At 64.1% G+C, this 13,992-nt stretch carries 15 protein-coding genes and 1 tRNA gene; 8 read left to right on the top strand and 8 right to left on the bottom strand.

All coding sequences use genetic code 11. The features are described from left to right. Positions 1-65: 65 nt before the first annotated feature. Complete coding sequence (locus ACP8LP_RS08490) at positions 66-533, top strand: DDE-type integrase/transposase/recombinase (protein ID WP_484483095.1); 468 nt, start codon at positions 66-68, stop codon at positions 531-533. 122 nt (positions 534-655) lie between these two features. Here the strand turns inward: ACP8LP_RS08490 and ACP8LP_RS08485 are convergent. The 3 genes from ACP8LP_RS08485 to ACP8LP_RS08475 form a co-directional block, all read right to left on the bottom strand. Further along, positions 656-729: transfer RNA gene (locus ACP8LP_RS08485), tRNA-Ile, on the bottom strand. Between the two features lie 18 nt (positions 730-747). Beyond that, a complete protein-coding gene (locus tag ACP8LP_RS08480; RefSeq protein ID WP_484483094.1) occupies positions 748-1,104 on the bottom strand; it encodes a hypothetical protein in 357 nt (118 codons plus the stop codon). Between the two features lie 478 nt (positions 1,105-1,582). Further along, complete coding sequence (locus tag ACP8LP_RS08475) at positions 1,583-1,780, bottom strand: hypothetical protein (protein WP_484483093.1); 198 nt, start codon at positions 1,778-1,780, stop codon at positions 1,583-1,585. A gap of 1,858 nt (positions 1,781-3,638) precedes the next feature. Here ACP8LP_RS08475 and ACP8LP_RS08470 point away from each other — a divergent pair. Beyond that, positions 3,639-4,442 carry a hydroxymethylpyrimidine/phosphomethylpyrimidine kinase gene (locus tag ACP8LP_RS08470; protein WP_016665956.1) on the top strand — a complete coding sequence of 268 codons (804 nt, stop codon included), beginning with the start codon at positions 3,639-3,641 and terminating at the stop codon, positions 4,440-4,442. A gap of 79 nt (positions 4,443-4,521) precedes the next feature. Here the strand turns inward: ACP8LP_RS08470 and ACP8LP_RS08465 are convergent, their stop codons facing one another. Further along, positions 4,522-5,256 (bottom strand): SDR family oxidoreductase, encoded by a 735-nt coding sequence (locus tag ACP8LP_RS08465; protein WP_063279509.1) that lies wholly within the window; start codon positions 5,254-5,256, stop codon positions 4,522-4,524. Positions 5,257-5,313: 57 nt separating this feature from the next. Here ACP8LP_RS08465 and ACP8LP_RS08460 point away from each other — a divergent pair, with 57 nt between their 5' ends. After that, complete coding sequence (locus tag ACP8LP_RS08460; RefSeq protein WP_063279508.1) at positions 5,314-6,525, top strand: arginine deiminase; 1,212 nt, start codon at positions 5,314-5,316, stop codon at positions 6,523-6,525. Positions 6,526-6,552: 27 nt separating this feature from the next. Then, complete coding sequence (locus ACP8LP_RS08455) at positions 6,553-6,972, top strand: hypothetical protein (protein WP_063279507.1); 420 nt, start codon at positions 6,553-6,555, stop codon at positions 6,970-6,972. A gap of 40 nt (positions 6,973-7,012) precedes the next feature. On the opposite strand, the gene ACP8LP_RS08450 is transcribed toward ACP8LP_RS08455, so the two are convergent. The 3 genes from ACP8LP_RS08450 to ACP8LP_RS08440 are packed head-to-tail and all read right to left on the bottom strand — an operon-like array spanning position 7,013 to position 9,460. After that, positions 7,013-7,654: a Maf family protein gene (locus ACP8LP_RS08450; protein ID WP_138237687.1), complete on the bottom strand. Its 642-nt coding sequence runs from the start codon at positions 7,652-7,654 to the stop codon at positions 7,013-7,015. 1 nt (position 7,655) lies between these two features. Beyond that, positions 7,656-7,874, bottom strand: a complete 219-nt coding sequence (locus tag ACP8LP_RS08445; RefSeq protein WP_015582265.1) for an acyl-CoA carboxylase subunit epsilon — start codon at positions 7,872-7,874, stop codon at positions 7,656-7,658. An 11-nt stretch (positions 7,875-7,885) separates the two neighbouring features. Then, positions 7,886-9,460 (bottom strand): acyl-CoA carboxylase subunit beta, encoded by a 1,575-nt coding sequence (locus ACP8LP_RS08440; RefSeq protein WP_016665951.1) that lies wholly within the window; start codon positions 9,458-9,460, stop codon positions 7,886-7,888. A 192-nt stretch (positions 9,461-9,652) separates the two neighbouring features. On the opposite strand from ACP8LP_RS08440, the gene ACP8LP_RS08435 reads away from it, so the two are divergent. Together ACP8LP_RS08435 and ACP8LP_RS08430 are read left to right on the top strand one after the other, a co-directional pair. Further along, on the top strand, positions 9,653-10,492 hold the full coding sequence (locus ACP8LP_RS08435) for a biotin--[acetyl-CoA-carboxylase] ligase (protein WP_036975428.1): 840 nt from the start codon (positions 9,653-9,655) through the stop codon (positions 10,490-10,492). Between the two features lie 47 nt (positions 10,493-10,539). Continuing rightward, positions 10,540-11,256 carry a Type 1 glutamine amidotransferase-like domain-containing protein gene (locus ACP8LP_RS08430; protein ID WP_063279504.1) on the top strand — a complete coding sequence of 239 codons (717 nt, stop codon included), beginning with the start codon at positions 10,540-10,542 and terminating at the stop codon, positions 11,254-11,256. Here ACP8LP_RS08430 and ACP8LP_RS08425 read toward each other — a convergent pair. Further along, entirely contained in the window at positions 11,243-11,782 is a 540-nt protein-coding gene (locus ACP8LP_RS08425; RefSeq protein WP_021107760.1) for a PH domain-containing protein, read from the bottom strand. The two genes, ACP8LP_RS08430 and ACP8LP_RS08425, sit on opposite strands and share 14 nt — an antisense overlap. Before the next feature lie 434 nt (positions 11,783-12,216). Between ACP8LP_RS08425 and ACP8LP_RS08420 the strand changes: the two genes are divergently transcribed. Continuing rightward, the gene (locus ACP8LP_RS08420) at positions 12,217-13,389 is read left to right on the top strand and encodes a 5-(carboxyamino)imidazole ribonucleotide synthase (RefSeq protein WP_063279502.1); all 1,173 of its coding nucleotides are present in this window, start codon (positions 12,217-12,219) and stop codon (positions 13,387-13,389) included. Continuing rightward, positions 13,382-13,972 carry a 5-(carboxyamino)imidazole ribonucleotide mutase gene (gene purE / locus ACP8LP_RS08415; protein WP_021107758.1) on the top strand — a complete coding sequence of 197 codons (591 nt, stop codon included), beginning with the start codon at positions 13,382-13,384 and terminating at the stop codon, positions 13,970-13,972. The genes ACP8LP_RS08420 and purE overlap by 8 nt, the downstream gene beginning before the upstream one ends. The last annotated feature ends 20 nt before the right edge of the window (positions 13,973-13,992 follow it).

Genomic DNA, 13,992 nt, shown 5'->3' with positions numbered 1-13,992 from the left:
TCTGGGCGGCCCGGCCGAACACGTTGTGGGTCTTGGACTTCTCCTAGGTACCGACCTGGTCCGGGGTGGGTTACGTCACGTTCGTGGTCGACGTGTTCAGCCGCCGGATCGTGGGCTGGCGCGCCGCGACCCGGATGACCACCGACCTCGTGCTGGACGCGTTCGCGCACGCCTTGTGGTCACGCCGCCAGGACGGTGTTGACCGGCTGGACGGCTTGGTTCATCACACAGATGCCGGCAGTCAGTACGTCAGTTTCGCCATGACGCAACGACTCATCGGGGAAGGTGTGGATCCGCCCGTCGGGTCGAACCATGACTCCTACGACAATGCGCTCGCGGAATCGACGATCGGGTTGTTCAAGGCCGAGTTGATCCGCCCCGAAGACCCGTCGCGCAACGTCGAGCACGTCGAGTTGGAAACTCTCCGCGGGGTCGCTTCCTACAACACCGTTCAACCCCACGAGGCCCTCGACGACCTCACCCCAATCCAGGCCGAACACCTGCACTACCATCGGCTTAAGCTCACCGCCTGAGCCACCAAACCATGTCTCCGGACATCCTGGGGCGGTTCATGGCTGTGCGCTTGGTGGGGGGGTTGAATCCACACTGGGCCGGATTTAATCCGAGTGCCTCTGCCGGTTGGGCTAAAAGCGCGTGGGGCGTGTGGGGCTTGAACCGGCGACGAGCGGATTATGAGTCCGATGCTCTGACCAGCTGAGCTAACGCCCCAGCGAGACGCATGAAAGATTACCGGTTCTCATCGTCGTACGCCCAGGCGAACGTGGCAGAACCGAGGCCCCTGTCCCGTGCCGAGGAGGCGAGACGTACCCCTTCAATCTGAAAACGCTTAGCCCCACCACGGGCCAGGCCAAGGATGGGCGGGAAAGTGCCACACACGTCACCAGTGGAGTCACGCACCACGGCGAGGAATTGGTTTGGGTCTGCGTCAATCTCGTCGAACGCAGCGAGATAAATGTCGAGTTCGCCCGGCTTACGAGTGCTGTCAAGAATGTCGTCCGCCAGCAAGGACACGAGCTCTGCAACGTCTGAACCGTTGGCCCGCGAGACGTTGAACGTCTCACCTCCAGCTTCGAGGTTGTTCATGAAGACATCCTCTCCGCACCGAAACCGCCAGATAGCTGCCGTCACCGCTGAAGGTTGTCACCCGGTCGTGTCCGGAATGTTCGCGAGCGAACGGGACGGCAGAGGATGGTGGGTGGTGAGGAGGACGACCGCGTGGCCCTCTCTTGTGGGCTTCGACCTTACGAGTGCGGGCATGGGGTCGGCGCCGAACTCATGGGCATCGTCGTGGATCAATGCCCGATGCGCTTCCCCGGAGCAGTCTTCGAGTTGGCCATGCGCTGCTTCAACGAACGCGCGCGCAAGCTCCACACATGCGCAGGGTTCCGGCAAGTGGCCACCCCTTCAGCTGATGGCCACATCGCCATGTGTAAGTCGCCCGCACCGTAACCCCGCAACGAGATGCGAGGCTCGTGGCATGAACGAGCGCTGCCAGCGTCGGTCCTGAATAGCCACAGCTGGGTCGGTTGGTGCATGACCTACGCGTTGTGCGACGCGCCACTCAACTACGGCGACTCGTGGAGGCGTAAACGACCAGCGCAATGATCGACAGGTAGAGGAGCGCCAGAGCGGTCGCCCGCAGCGGCGACGGGCCCCTATCCGCTATGTTCGAAATACCTGACACGAGACCGGGGAGAGCCGCGATCGACAACAAGATGATGCTTGCCGTGCTCATCTTCGGGTTCGTGTTCTGTTCCATGACTGGGTGCTCCGCATCTCGAGAGTCTCTATGGTGCCAATCGCGGTGACTTCATGAAACCAGACGTCCACCTGATGTCTGCCCAGGCCGGGCCTACGCTCGTCGCCCCCCAGCCCGCTGTCATCGGCGGTTGAGGATGCTCACGCGCCAGATCTAGGGAGTGGCGCTGTCTTGAATCGTGTGGACACCTCACAACACGGTTTGCCCCGGTCGGAAGCGACCGTTTACGCACTCGTGCCGGGCGGGGTCGTTCTCGCTACAGCTTGGGCCTCAAGGGCTACCCCTCTCAGCATCTCTCTTCTCACAACCCCGCTCGGGTAGCCAATCGCGCCCCAGTAGAGCTTCATTGAGCGACGGCTCGAGGCATTTGTGGCCTGGCAGCGCATACTCGTCGTTAAAAGGGTGCCTTCACCCCCGGGCTGGAGAAGGAAGCTGGTGCTGGTCACTATCCAGCCGACCTGCACGGAGGCAACGACGTCCAGGGAAGCGGGTGGCCCATCGGTACGACTCCATGGCCGGTGAGCCTCGATCCCTACCGCGTAGCGCGGCGGCTATAACACCTGCGCGGGGACAGGCCCCTGAGTCAGAAGCGGGGATCCCCGGATCGGATGTCTCTTGCCCCCCGCCCGTAGCCGCATCAACATGTGGGCAACCGGTAGGTCGCTGAGGGCGAGCTTACAGAGCGCTTCCCACACGGCCTGGGCGGGTTCCTCAATGAGTCGGCTATGCACTTCCACCTGCTCTGGCTCGAGGCAACGCTCGAGCCAGAGGCGTCGACGACGTCTGAGCATCACTGTTTCTCCATATGGAGAACACTTTACGCCGTAAAATCTCCGCATGGGGAAAGCCTTGCGGTCAACGTTGCTCCAAGCGGGCATCCGCCTACTTGCGGAGGTCGTGGCTGGCGCGCCCCATGGTTCGATGCGCCGCCACTTCGGTAGTCAAGAAGCCTTCGTTCTCGCGATGGCGGACGCTCTCTTCTCCCGATACGTGCCACTTCCTGAGAGAGTGAGGATGACGTCTTGGCACGGTGGATGCCCGGCGAAGACATAGAAGCCAGGGGGCGTCTCGAACTCATGGTGCTGGCTATGCGCGAACCGGAAGTAGCCTAACTTGGGAAGGTCTGACAAGACCGATACCTAGCGCACTTCGAGGCGAGGGGGTACGGGCCCTCCGGGGCGTAGGCCGCTATGCGACTCCTCACGGGGGCATCCCTTGAGGACCTTATGACACGTGCAGCCCCCATGTAACTCAAGGGACCGTGGACGAACCGGAAGGGACCTTGTCGGCTTCAGTAATGAGCTTTCCCACGGGAATCCTCAATCAAGTCCTCGATGAGGTGACTCGGCCTGACAGGTGGGAAGGTCATCGCCCTCATCGAGCCCAATGACGCGAGGAAGCCGACCTTGCTGGCCGTCATGGCCCGGTTGCAGAAGCCGTCGGCCGCGACGGTAACCGTTGACGGGATCGACGTTCACCGGGCCGATTCGTCCACGATCGCCTGCAAGCTCGCCGTGCTTCGCTTCGTCAGTCCGAGTCGGTGAGTTGGACCGTCAGTCCGAGGTCGTCTTCCTCGACGACCCCCTTGGCAACCCGACGTGAGGCACATGGTTGAGGTCATGTCGACGGCCAGGTCACTGTCGATAGAGCATCTGGCCGCTCTCCGCCACATGCGCGTCCCGGCCAGCCGGATAGACGACACGCTGATTGCCGCGTACTACTTCATCCCACCTGAGGGGACGGTCAAGAACGAGTCCTGGCGACGCCGCCATGGGCGGTTTCGTCAATTTCAGACGATGTCGTGGTCACTCCCCGGCAACTCCCGACATCACTGGGCAAGACTCCTAGACTGGCCGACGTGACGAAGATTGCACTAGCCATTGCCGGGTCCGAGGCCTCCGGTGGCGCCGGAGCCCAGACCGACCTCAAGACCTTCCACCAGCTCGGGGTGTTCGGATGCACGTCCCTGACCTGCATCGTCTCCTTCGACCCCGACAACGACTGGGGACACCGATTCGTGCCGGTCGATCCGCAGGTCATTCATGATCAGATCGAGGCCGCTGCAGCCGTCCACGGCCAGATCGACGCCGTCAAGATCGGCATGCTCGGTACCCCGACGACCATCGGCGTCGTCGCCGAGGCCTTGGAGGCCTACAAGTTCCCCAAGGTTATCCTCGACCCCGTCCTCATCTGCAAGGGCCAGGAGACGGGTGCCGCCCTCGACACCGACAACGCCCTGCGCGAGCAGATCCTGCCGCATGCCGACGTCATCACGCCGAACCTCTTCGAGACGCAGACCCTCGCCGGCGTGGACGAGATCACCTCGGTCGAGGCCCTCAAGGACGCTGCCAAGAAGATCGGTGACCAGGGAGTTCCGGTCGTCATCGCCAAGGCCGGCACCCTGTTGAACACCGGCACCGCCCTGGACGTCTACTACGACGGCCACGACTGCGAGGTCCTCGAGGTTCCCGCCGTCGGTCAGGAGCGCGTCTCCGGTGCTGGCTGCACGCTGGCTGCCGCGATCACCGCGGAGATCGCCAAGGGAGCCAGTCCGCTGGACGCCGCTCGCACCGCCAAGCAGGTCGTCGTCTCGGCCATCGAGAACCGGATGCACGGCAACGCCCCGTTCGACTGCGTCTACCAAGGTAATTACCGAGCCTGATCATTCATGACTTGACCCCGGCGGATATCCGCCGGGGTCAAGTCATGTCTCGATCCGTCATAATCACAGACGTTGGGGGTCAGCGTCGGAAGACCGGACGCACTGACAGCTCCTCGATCATGGCCTCGGGGCTGGCCTCCAGGGCCGCGCGGACGGTGACGGCGACGGACTGTGGCCGCAGGTGCTCGGAGGCGGCGTAGGGACGTCCGGCTTGGGCCTGCAGTTCCACCTGCATGTCGGTGTCGACACGACCGGGGTGGATTGACGTCACCCGTACGACACCACGCTCCTCCTCACGCAGGGCATGTGTGAGGGCACGCAAGGCGTATTTCGAGGCCGCGTAGACGCCGCCGCCAGCCGGGGTCCGCAAGAAACCAGATCCTGAATTGATCATGACGATGTCGCCATGGCTGGCCCTCAGCAGGGGCAGCACGAGGTGAGTGAGGTCGGCGACGGCGACGACATTGATCTCCAGCACTCGACGCCACTCCTCACGGCTCTGAGCTGCGATCTCACCGGGAGACGCGGCACTCACCCCGGCGCTGTTGACGAGAACATCGAGACTGTCCAGCTGAGACACGGCCGCCGCAGTGGCCTCCTCGTCAGCCAGATCGACGACGAAGGGGGAGGCGTCAGGCAGTTCAGAGACCACCTTCTCGACGGCCTCGCGGTGGCGTCCTCCCACGATGATGTGGTGGTCTCGCCCTAGTTCCTCGGCGATCGCCCGTCCGATGCCGCGCGTCGCCCCGGTCACGAGGACTTTCTTGGTGTGCTGGTCGTTGTGTGAAGTTTCCGACGTCGTGGGGGTTTCCATGACGCAACCGTACTCGTCTTGCCAGCGAGCAATCCCGGGTTGTGGTTGGCTACCGTCATGGCAGAAAGCACGTGCGATGTCAGATCCGAAGTCGGGCGGTTACGGACAGTCATCCTGCATCGCCCTGGCGACGAATTGCGCAGACTGACTCCTCGCAACAACGACAAGCTCCTCTTCGATGCAATGCCGTGGGTCGACCAGGCCCAGCGTGACCACGACATTTTCGCCTCGATCCTTGAGGACCGCGGCGTCGAGGTCCTCCTGCTCGGAGAGCTCCTGCGCGAAACCCTCGACGACGAGGTTGCTCGGCAGCAGGCCCTTGACGATCTGCTCACCGATTTGAGATATGGCGACGGGCTGCGCAGATACCTGCGCCAGCGTCTGTCAGAGCTGTCCAGCGAGATGTTGACGAAGGTGCTCATGGCCGGTCTGTCCAATGGTGAACTGGCCACCGTCGAACCGGCTGCACCCCGCAGCCTGGTCACGAGCCTACTGGCTCCCGAGGACTTCATCATCGACCCGCTTCCGAACCTGCTCTTCACCCGCGACTCCAGCGTCTGGGTGGGTAACCATCCGGCCGTGACATCCCTGACGATGCCAGCACGGCGCCGCGAAACCCAACTGACCGACCTCATCTATCGTCACCATCCGAGGTTCCGGGGGCACGGTGACTGTTACGGCTGGCGGCTGGAGAACCTGGAAGGTGGGGACGTCATGCATCTGGGTGAGCAGGTCATGGCGATCGGCGTGGGGGAGCGCACCACCCCGTCCGGGGCCGAGCGTCTGGCGCGTACCGCCTTCGAGCTGGGAGTGGCTCACACCGTGCTGGCCGTGCCGATCCATCAGCAGCGCGCCACCATGCACCTGGACACCGTGTGCACCATGGTCGACGTCGACGCCGTCGTCATGTACCCGCAGATTGCCGACAGTCTGACGGCTGTTCCGCTCACTCCTGTCGGTGACGACATTCGTATCGGTGAGCCGACACCATTCCTGACGGCCGCCGCCGACGCTCTGGGGATCGAGCGAATACGCGTCATCGACACTGGCCTCGACCCCGTGACCGCTGAGCGTGAGCAGTGGGATGACGGCAACAACACCCTCGCCCTGGCGCCACGCGTGGTAGTGGCTTATGAGCGCAACACGAACACCAATGCTCGTCTGGAGGCCGCCGGCATCGAGGTACTGACGATTCCGAGCTCGGAGCTGGGGTCAGGGCGTGGTGGCCCACGGTGCATGTCGTGCCCGGTGCTGCGCGACGAGCTGTGAGGTGACATCAGCGATAGCATCACCGGCATGAGGTCCAGAGCAGCGATCGTAGCGACGGCACTGCTCGTCGTGGCAGGGTGCGCTCCCTCGCACGAGGGAGCCGTGCCTACCCCGGCCATCGGTTCACCGACCCCGGCACCGGCTGGGGAGGAGACCCTGGCGAGCCTGGGGTTCGAATATGGTCCGCGGAACTTCCGTCTACCCCAGGGGCTTGACGTCACGATGCGGGTCGATCACGTCAACAACATCACCCTGCTCACCCAGCCCGACACTTCCGGAAAGGTGCATGACTTCCTGGCACAGAACCTGCCTGCGTCGGGGTTCACGGTGACCGGGGATGGCAATGGGTCATTGACGTTCACCTCGAACCGCCCCGACACCACGGGCTGGACCGGGGCGTTCACGAGCTCCGATGAGGCTGCCGGACTGACCCTCCGGCACGGCTGAGCATCGGTCCCGCGCGGGTCAGCGCCGCGCATACCCTGGCTCAGGACAGGTGCCCGCCCTTGGGCCCGTTCCACAGCGAGGACCATTCGACGTCAAGATCCATGAGCATCTGACGCACCAATGGCAGGGAGATGCCGGTGACGTTGTGGGGGTCGCCATTGATACGGGTGATGAAGGCGCCGCCCAGGCCGTCGATGGTGAAGGCGCCAGCCACCTTGGCCGGCTCGCCGCTGCTGACGTAGGCGTCGATCTCGGCGTCAGTGAGATCTGCGAAGGTGACGACGGTTTGGCCGACGCGGGTCTGCTCGCGGATCTGACCGTTCTCGATGACGGCGACGTGGTGTCCGCTGACGAGGACGCCCTGGTGACCTCTCATCCGGCGCCACCACTGCCGGGCACGGTCAGCGGTGTGGGGCTTGCCGAGGACACGTCCGTCGAGATTGAGTACGGAGTCGCAGGCCACCACGATCGTCCGGTCGGCGGGGTGCTCGTCAAGGGCCCCGGAGCCGATGACCGAGTGGGCCTTGAGGCGGCACAGCCGGGCCGTCATGGTGGCAGCGTCCTCCCCAGGAAGGCGGCTCTCGTCAGCTCCCGAGGCGATGACGACAGGTTCGATGCCGGCTGAGCGCAACATACGCAGTCGGGCAGGCGATTTCGATGCGAGAACGAAACGGGTCGTCATGTCAGTAACGCCGCAGAGATCCCCGCCAGGCCGCCTGGCCGGGCATGAAGGGTTCACGGATGGTGCGCCAGTAGGACTTCCAGCCGAAGGCGATCGGCCGGTCGTCCGGCACGTAGGCGTCCGGGCCCGGACGGGTGAGCTCGGTCAGCACCGCGACGAGGGCACCAAGCTCCTCGTCGGTGAGATTTCCCCTGGTGACCTTGATCGGATCGTCGTCCATGGTGTGCTCACTCACAGTGGGATGTTCCCGTGCTTCTTGGGAGGCAGCGCCTCGCGCTTGGTGCGCAACAGACGCAGGGTACGGATGACCGAGGCGCGGGTCTCGTGCGGGTGGATGACCTGGTCGATCCATCCTCGCTCAGCTGCCTGGTACGGGTTCGACAGGGTCGTCTCGTACTCGTCGATGAGCTCCTTGCGTTTGACTTCCGGATCGGGATCGGTGGCCAAGGTGCGGCGGTGCAGGATGCTGACGGCTCCTTCAGCACCCATGACGGCGATCTGGGCTGTGGGCCAGGCGAGGTTGACGTCGGCTCCGAGGGTCTTGGACCCCATGACGATGTAGGCGCCGCCGTAGGCCTTGCGGGTGACGACGGTCAGCAGCGGCACGGTGGCCTCGGCGTAGGCGTAGATGAGCTTGGCGCCACGACGGATGATGCCCTCGTGCTCCTGCTCGACGCCGGGCAGGAATCCAGGGGTGTCGACGAAGGTGAGTACCGGGATGTTGAAGGAGTCGCAGGTCCGGACGAACCGGGCAGCCTTCTCGGAGGCATTGATGTCAAGGGTGCCGGCGTTGACCATTGGCTGGTTGGCGACGATGCCGATGACGCGGCCCTCGATGCGTCCGAATCCGCAGATGACGTTCGGGGCGAAGAGCTCGTGGATCTCCAGGAAGGTGTCCTCGTCGAGTACGGTCGTGATGATCTCGTGCATGTCGTACGGATGGTTCGCGGAGTCCGGGATGAGGACGTCGAGCTTGCGGTCGTGGTCGGTGATTGTCAGGTCGGCCTCACCGTCGTCGTAGAACGGCGGATCCTCCAAGTTGTTTTGTGGCAGGTAGCTGACCAGGTCGCGGACGAACTCCAGGGCGTCGCCCTCGTCATTGGCCAGGTAGTGGGAGTTGCCCGACTTCGTGGAATGGGTACGAGCGCCGCCCAACTCCTCGAGGGAGACGTCCTCGCCGGTGACCTGCTTGACGACGGCCGGGCCGGTGATGAACATCTGGGAGGTCTGGTCGACCATGACGATGAAGTCGGTGAGGGCGGGGGAGTAGACGTGACCGCCAGCTGCGGCGCCCATGATGATGGAGATCTGGGGGATGACGCCGGAAGCCCTGGTGTTGCGACGGAAGATGTCGCCGAACCTGGCCAGGGAGGCCACGCCTTCCTGAATACGAGCGCCGCCACCCTCATTGATGCCGATGAGGGGGCAGCCTGTCTTGACGGCGAAGTCGATGATCTTGCAGATTTTCTCGCCGTAGACCTCACCCAAGGACCCACCGAAGATCGTGACGTCCTGGCTGAACACACAGACCGGACGACCATGGATCGCACCGACACCGGTGATGACGCCGTCGGTGTAGGGACGCTTGCGTTCCATGCCGAAGTTCGTCGAGCGGTGACGAGAGAACTCATCGAGCTCGGTGAAGGAATCCTCGTCCAGCAGCCGCAGGATGCGCTCCCTGGCGGTCATCTTTCCGGCGGCGTGCTGCTTTTCGATGGCCGAGGGGGATGCGGCATTGACGGCCTCGTCGATCCTCCGACCGAGGTCGGCGATCTTTCCTGCCGTGGTGTGGATGTCGATCTCCATGAGTTGAGACTATCCGTCACAGGCGACAAGCGTGGCCTCGGGCCGCTTTCCGGGATGGATTGCGGCCGTGCGGACCGTGGTCGTCACGAGCTTCCGGAAGTTCCACGGCATCACCGGGCCGGTGACTGGCTGGTCGTCTGGGCCAGGGATGAGTTGGCGCGCAGCACGATGGCTTACGGATAATCTGGACGGGTGCCTTCCACGCCTGCTGCCATTGCTGATCGCGTCATCGAGCTTGCCGGGAACACGATGTTCACCGGGCCGTGCGGAGGGGGGATTGCCTGTGTCGACTCCACCGGCTCGACCAATGCTGACATGGTGTCCTTCGTCCGCGCCGGGGGAACCTCGTTCCGCCTCCTCGTCGCTGATCACCAGGAAGGCGGACGAGGACGTTTCTCACGCAGTTGGCACGACGTCCCGGGAACGAATCTGGCTATCTCTGCCCTGGTGCCCAATGATCGTCCCGCCCAGGACTGGGGCTGGCTCTCGATGGTGGCCGGACTCGCCGTCGTCGAGGCCATCGAGGAGGTTGGCGGGGCTGATCGCTCCCGGGTGACGTTGAAGTGGCCCAATGACGTCCTGGTGGATCTTGGCACCGACCATGGTGGCAAGGTGAGCGGGATCCTGTCGGAGCGCGTCGACGGACCGGCTGGTCCTCACGCCGTCATCGGGATTGGGATCAACGTGTCGATGGGGACCGACGAACTGCCAGTCCCGACGGCGACCTCCCTGGCGTTGTGCGGGTTGAACCACGACAAGAACGAGCTGTTGGCCAGCCTGCTAGTCCACCTCGACGAATTGCTGACGGTGTGGCTGGCGACCGGAACCGTGCGAGACCAGTACGTGGCGCGGTGCGACACCATCGGTGCCCCGGTGCGACTGACCTTCGACCCGGAGACCATCGGTGGCGGTGACGAGGCCGTCGACGGTGTCGGCGTCGACGTGGATGTCGACGGTGCCATCGTGGTGGAAACCTCGGAAGGACGTCGCACCTTCAACGCGGGAGACGTCAACCATCTGCGCACGAGGTGAGTTCCACCACGGCACCCTGAACGTCCCGACCACCTAGACTGCTGACCATGACGACCCACATCCTGGCCCTTGGTGGCGGCGGTTTCTCGATGTCGAACCGTGGTGAGCCCACCGCTCTCGACCGTCACATCCTTGACCTGTCCGGAAAGTCCTCGCCCTTGGTGTGTTTTGCCCCCACCGCGGCAGCCGATGACCCGGTTTACGTCAATCGTTTTCTGGCCGCCTACTCGGCGCTGGGTGTGCGGACCATGGTGCTGACCCTGTGGCAGGGGGCTGCGGAGTCGGTGGAGCGTCTTTCCCAGGCTGACGTCATCGTGTCGGGTGCCGGTTCGGCGGCCAACCTCATGGCGCTGTGGCGGATGCACGGGGTTGACCACGTCATCCGGCGGATGATGTCGTCGGCGGACGACGTCGTGCTCGCCGGGGTCGCAGCCGGTGCGGCGTGCTGGTTCTCCGGCTGTCTCACTGACGCATTCGGTGACCTGCGTGCGTGGCGAGGCGGAATGGGTCTGCTCGACGGGTCGTTCTGCCCCCACTTCGACGGTGAGTCGGAGCGCGCCCCAATCTACGCACAGTCGGTTGCCAATGGGGTTCTCCCCGCTGGTTACGCAGTCGATGACGGAGCAGCAATCCATTTCGTCGACGGTGAGTTCTCCGTCGCCGTTGCCGAGCGTGAGGAGGCCACGGTCTCAAGGTTCTCCGCATCCGAGGAGCCGACCTCGTCGGGAATCCTGCGCGAGGAGCTCGACGTCACCGTGCTGTGACATTCCACGGCTGCTGATAGTCGTCGAGGTCCTCGTCGCCGTCATAACGCCCGTCGGTCAGGTCCGCGAAGAGGTCTGCCACTCGGCGGGCGCCCGGGACGTCATCGAGGACCAACTGGTCTGACGGTGTGGTGAGGATGAGTTTTCCACAGCCCATCATCCGATCGACGACGTCGGCCTGCCAGGACACGTCGACGAGGCTGTCAATCATGACGTCGTGACCCCGTCTGACGATGACGCCATGACGCAGCATCACGCGTCGTTCAGTGATCGTCATGGTGGTGGTGAACCACTTCAGCCACGGAATGATGGTACCGACGATTATGAGCGCGACTGCGACGACCGCGACGATTGGCCAGTACCGGGCTCGTATCTCGAGCGTCATGAGTCCGAGCAGCGCGGCAGCCCCGATGACTGCGACGAACCCCATGACGACAGGCCAGAACAGTGCTTTCGCGTGACGGCGGGAGTGCACCAGCACCGTCTCGTCACGATTGCGCCGCAGTGGCTGTCCGACTCGCACCATGTTTCCAGTATGGACGACCCCGCAATGTGAACGCGTGACGTGCGGTCAGTGCCAGGCATGAGGTACGAGTGGGTGCCATGCCCTTACACGTGCGGTTTGTGCCCCAGACAGTCCTCCTGCGTGTTCACGTCACCTTCGAGAGTGTCCGCACCAGCCTTGACCCAGCCGTCCCGGGGCCCTCACCTGGTTGGGGAGGGCGGCTGCGGCCAGCTGTCCCTGCAATACTCGTGGAGAACCCGGAAAGACGGCTGCGCTCTGCTTGATGAGATGGCAGCAGCCCTTCATCTTTTCGGCCGTTCCACGGGCGATCGCTGATAACCCTCGGCCGGTGTCCGGATGGAAAGCCGACGCGAAGACGATCCGACAGGGAAATCCACGGGTGGAAGATCCGGGAGAACAGCTCTTCCGCGGTTCTGTGTCCGGTGGCCGTTACGATGAAGGTCGTGACCTCCTACACCATTGGAATCATTGGCGGCGGGCAGCTTGCCCGCATGATGCACCAGGCTGCGATCGGATTGGGGGTGCGCACCCGTCTGCTGGCCTCCGACCCTGACGAGTCCGCGGCCCAGGTGATGTCTGATGTCGTCATCGGCTCCCATCTCGACCACGACGCCGTCATGGACTTCGCAGCTGGGTGTGACGTCGTGACCTTCGATCACGAGCACGTGCCGACCGTCCTCGTCGAGGAGATGGAACAGGCAGGGTGTGCTGTCCGCCCCGGATCGGCCGCGATGGTCCATGCTCAGGACAAGGTCGTCATGCGTGAATTCATGGCGAAGGAGGGATTCCCGAACCCGGCCTGGAAGGTCTGTGACACCCCTGACGATCTCGTCGCCTTCGGTGCGGACCACGGCTGGCCCGTCATCGCCAAGACGTCTCGCGGCGGATATGACGGCAAGGGAGTCTTCAAGATCGACGGACCTGACGGTGCCGGGGAACCCTTCGAGGCTGCCGGAGGACTGGCCGACGGCAAACAACCGATTCGTATTCTCGCCGAGGAGTTCGTTGATTTCCGACGCGAACTCTCTGCCGTTGTCGTCCGCTCCCCATCGGGTCAGGGAGCCGCCTATCCGGTCACGGAGACCATCCAGCGTCACGGGGTCTGCGCCGAGACCATCAGCCCGGCACCGGACATGTCCTCGGACCGCCAGGTGGAGCTGCAAACCATGGCCCTGGACATTGCTGGGCGCCTCGACGTCGTCGGTGTCCTCGCCGTTGAGCTCATGGAGCGCGAGGACGGTTCCGTCATCGTCAATGAGCTGGCGACCCGCCCCCACAACACCGCCCACTGGACCATCGACGGTGCCGAGACGAGCCAGTTCGAGAACCACATGCGAGCCGTGCTTAACCTTCCGCTCGGTTCACCGGCCCTGACTGCCCCCGTGGTCGTCATGGCCAACGTTCTCGGCGGGTCTGAGGAAGACCTGACCGGGGCTCTGCAACACTGTTTCGCTCGTGACCCGGAACTGCGCGTCGAGTTGTACGGGAAGTCCGTGCGCCCCGGCCGCAAGGTCGGTCACGTCACCTGCCTTGGTGACGACGCCGAGACGACTCGTCGCCGGGCGCGCCATGCCGCCGCCTACCTCATGGGAGAACACGATGCCTGAGACCACCGCCAACAGCCGTAAGCCGCGTCGCGGCAAGAAGGTCGAGACAGCGGGCGGAACCGCACGCCGGTTGGCTGGTGACGCCACGGGCCCGCAGGTGTCGATCATCATGGGCTCGGACTCCGACTGGCCGACGATGGAGCCCGCCGCCCAGGTGCTCACCGACTTCAACGTGGGATTCGAGGCGGAGGTCGTCTCGGCTCACCGGATGCCCGAGGACATGGTTGAGTTCGGCCGTGGCGCCCACGAGCGCGGTATCAAGGTCATCATCGCCGGTGCCGGTGGTGCTGCCCATCTACCCGGCATGGTCGCCGCGCTGACCCCGCTGCCGGTCATCGGAGTGCCGGTTCCGCTGGCCCATCTCGACGGCATGGACTCCCTGCTGTCCATCGTCCAGATGCCTGGTGGTGTACCGGTGGCGACGGTCGGTGTCGGTAATGCCAAGAACGCCGGTCTGCTGGCCGTGAGGATTCTGGCCGCATCGAATCCCGAGCTGTGCGACGCCATGGTCAAGTACCAGACCGAGCTGCACGACATGGCGGCCGCCAAGGGGGAGAAGGTGCGCACCCACTCGCGCCCCTGAGCGAGCCATCGATACGCGGA

It is taken from the genome of Cutibacterium sp. LaCa_89 (assembly GCF_058177555.1).
Note: the sequence above shows the minus strand (reverse complement) of the source record. Positions and strands in the feature narration are given on the sequence as shown.

What these genes read in the sequence shown, in the direction of transcription:
- ACP8LP_RS08480 (WP_484483094.1), bottom strand. Translation starts at nt 1,104, where the DNA reads ATGAACAACCTCGAAGCTGGAGGTGAGACGTTCAACGTCTCGCGGGCC.
- ACP8LP_RS08475 (WP_484483093.1), bottom strand. Translation starts at nt 1,780, where the DNA reads ATGGAACAGAACACGAACCCGAAGATGAGCACGGCAAGCATCATCTTG.
- ACP8LP_RS08465 (WP_063279509.1), bottom strand. Translation starts at nt 5,256, where the DNA reads ATGGAAACCCCCACGACGTCGGAAACTTCACACAACGACCAGCACACC.
- ACP8LP_RS08460 (WP_063279508.1), top strand. Translation starts at nt 5,314, where the DNA reads ATGGCAGAAAGCACGTGCGATGTCAGATCCGAAGTCGGGCGGTTACGG.
- ACP8LP_RS08455 (WP_063279507.1), top strand. Translation starts at nt 6,553, where the DNA reads ATGAGGTCCAGAGCAGCGATCGTAGCGACGGCACTGCTCGTCGTGGCA.
- ACP8LP_RS08450 (WP_138237687.1), bottom strand. Translation starts at nt 7,654, where the DNA reads ATGACGACCCGTTTCGTTCTCGCATCGAAATCGCCTGCCCGACTGCGT.
- ACP8LP_RS08445 (WP_015582265.1), bottom strand. Translation starts at nt 7,874, where the DNA reads ATGGACGACGATCCGATCAAGGTCACCAGGGGAAATCTCACCGACGAG.
- ACP8LP_RS08440 (WP_016665951.1), bottom strand. Translation starts at nt 9,460, where the DNA reads ATGGAGATCGACATCCACACCACGGCAGGAAAGATCGCCGACCTCGGT.
- ACP8LP_RS08430 (WP_063279504.1), top strand. Translation starts at nt 10,540, where the DNA reads ATGACGACCCACATCCTGGCCCTTGGTGGCGGCGGTTTCTCGATGTCG.
- ACP8LP_RS08425 (WP_021107760.1), bottom strand. Translation starts at nt 11,782, where the DNA reads ATGGTGCGAGTCGGACAGCCACTGCGGCGCAATCGTGACGAGACGGTG.
- ACP8LP_RS08420 (WP_063279502.1), top strand. Translation starts at nt 12,217, where the DNA reads ATGAAGGTCGTGACCTCCTACACCATTGGAATCATTGGCGGCGGGCAG.
- purE (WP_021107758.1), top strand. Translation starts at nt 13,382, where the DNA reads ATGCCTGAGACCACCGCCAACAGCCGTAAGCCGCGTCGCGGCAAGAAG.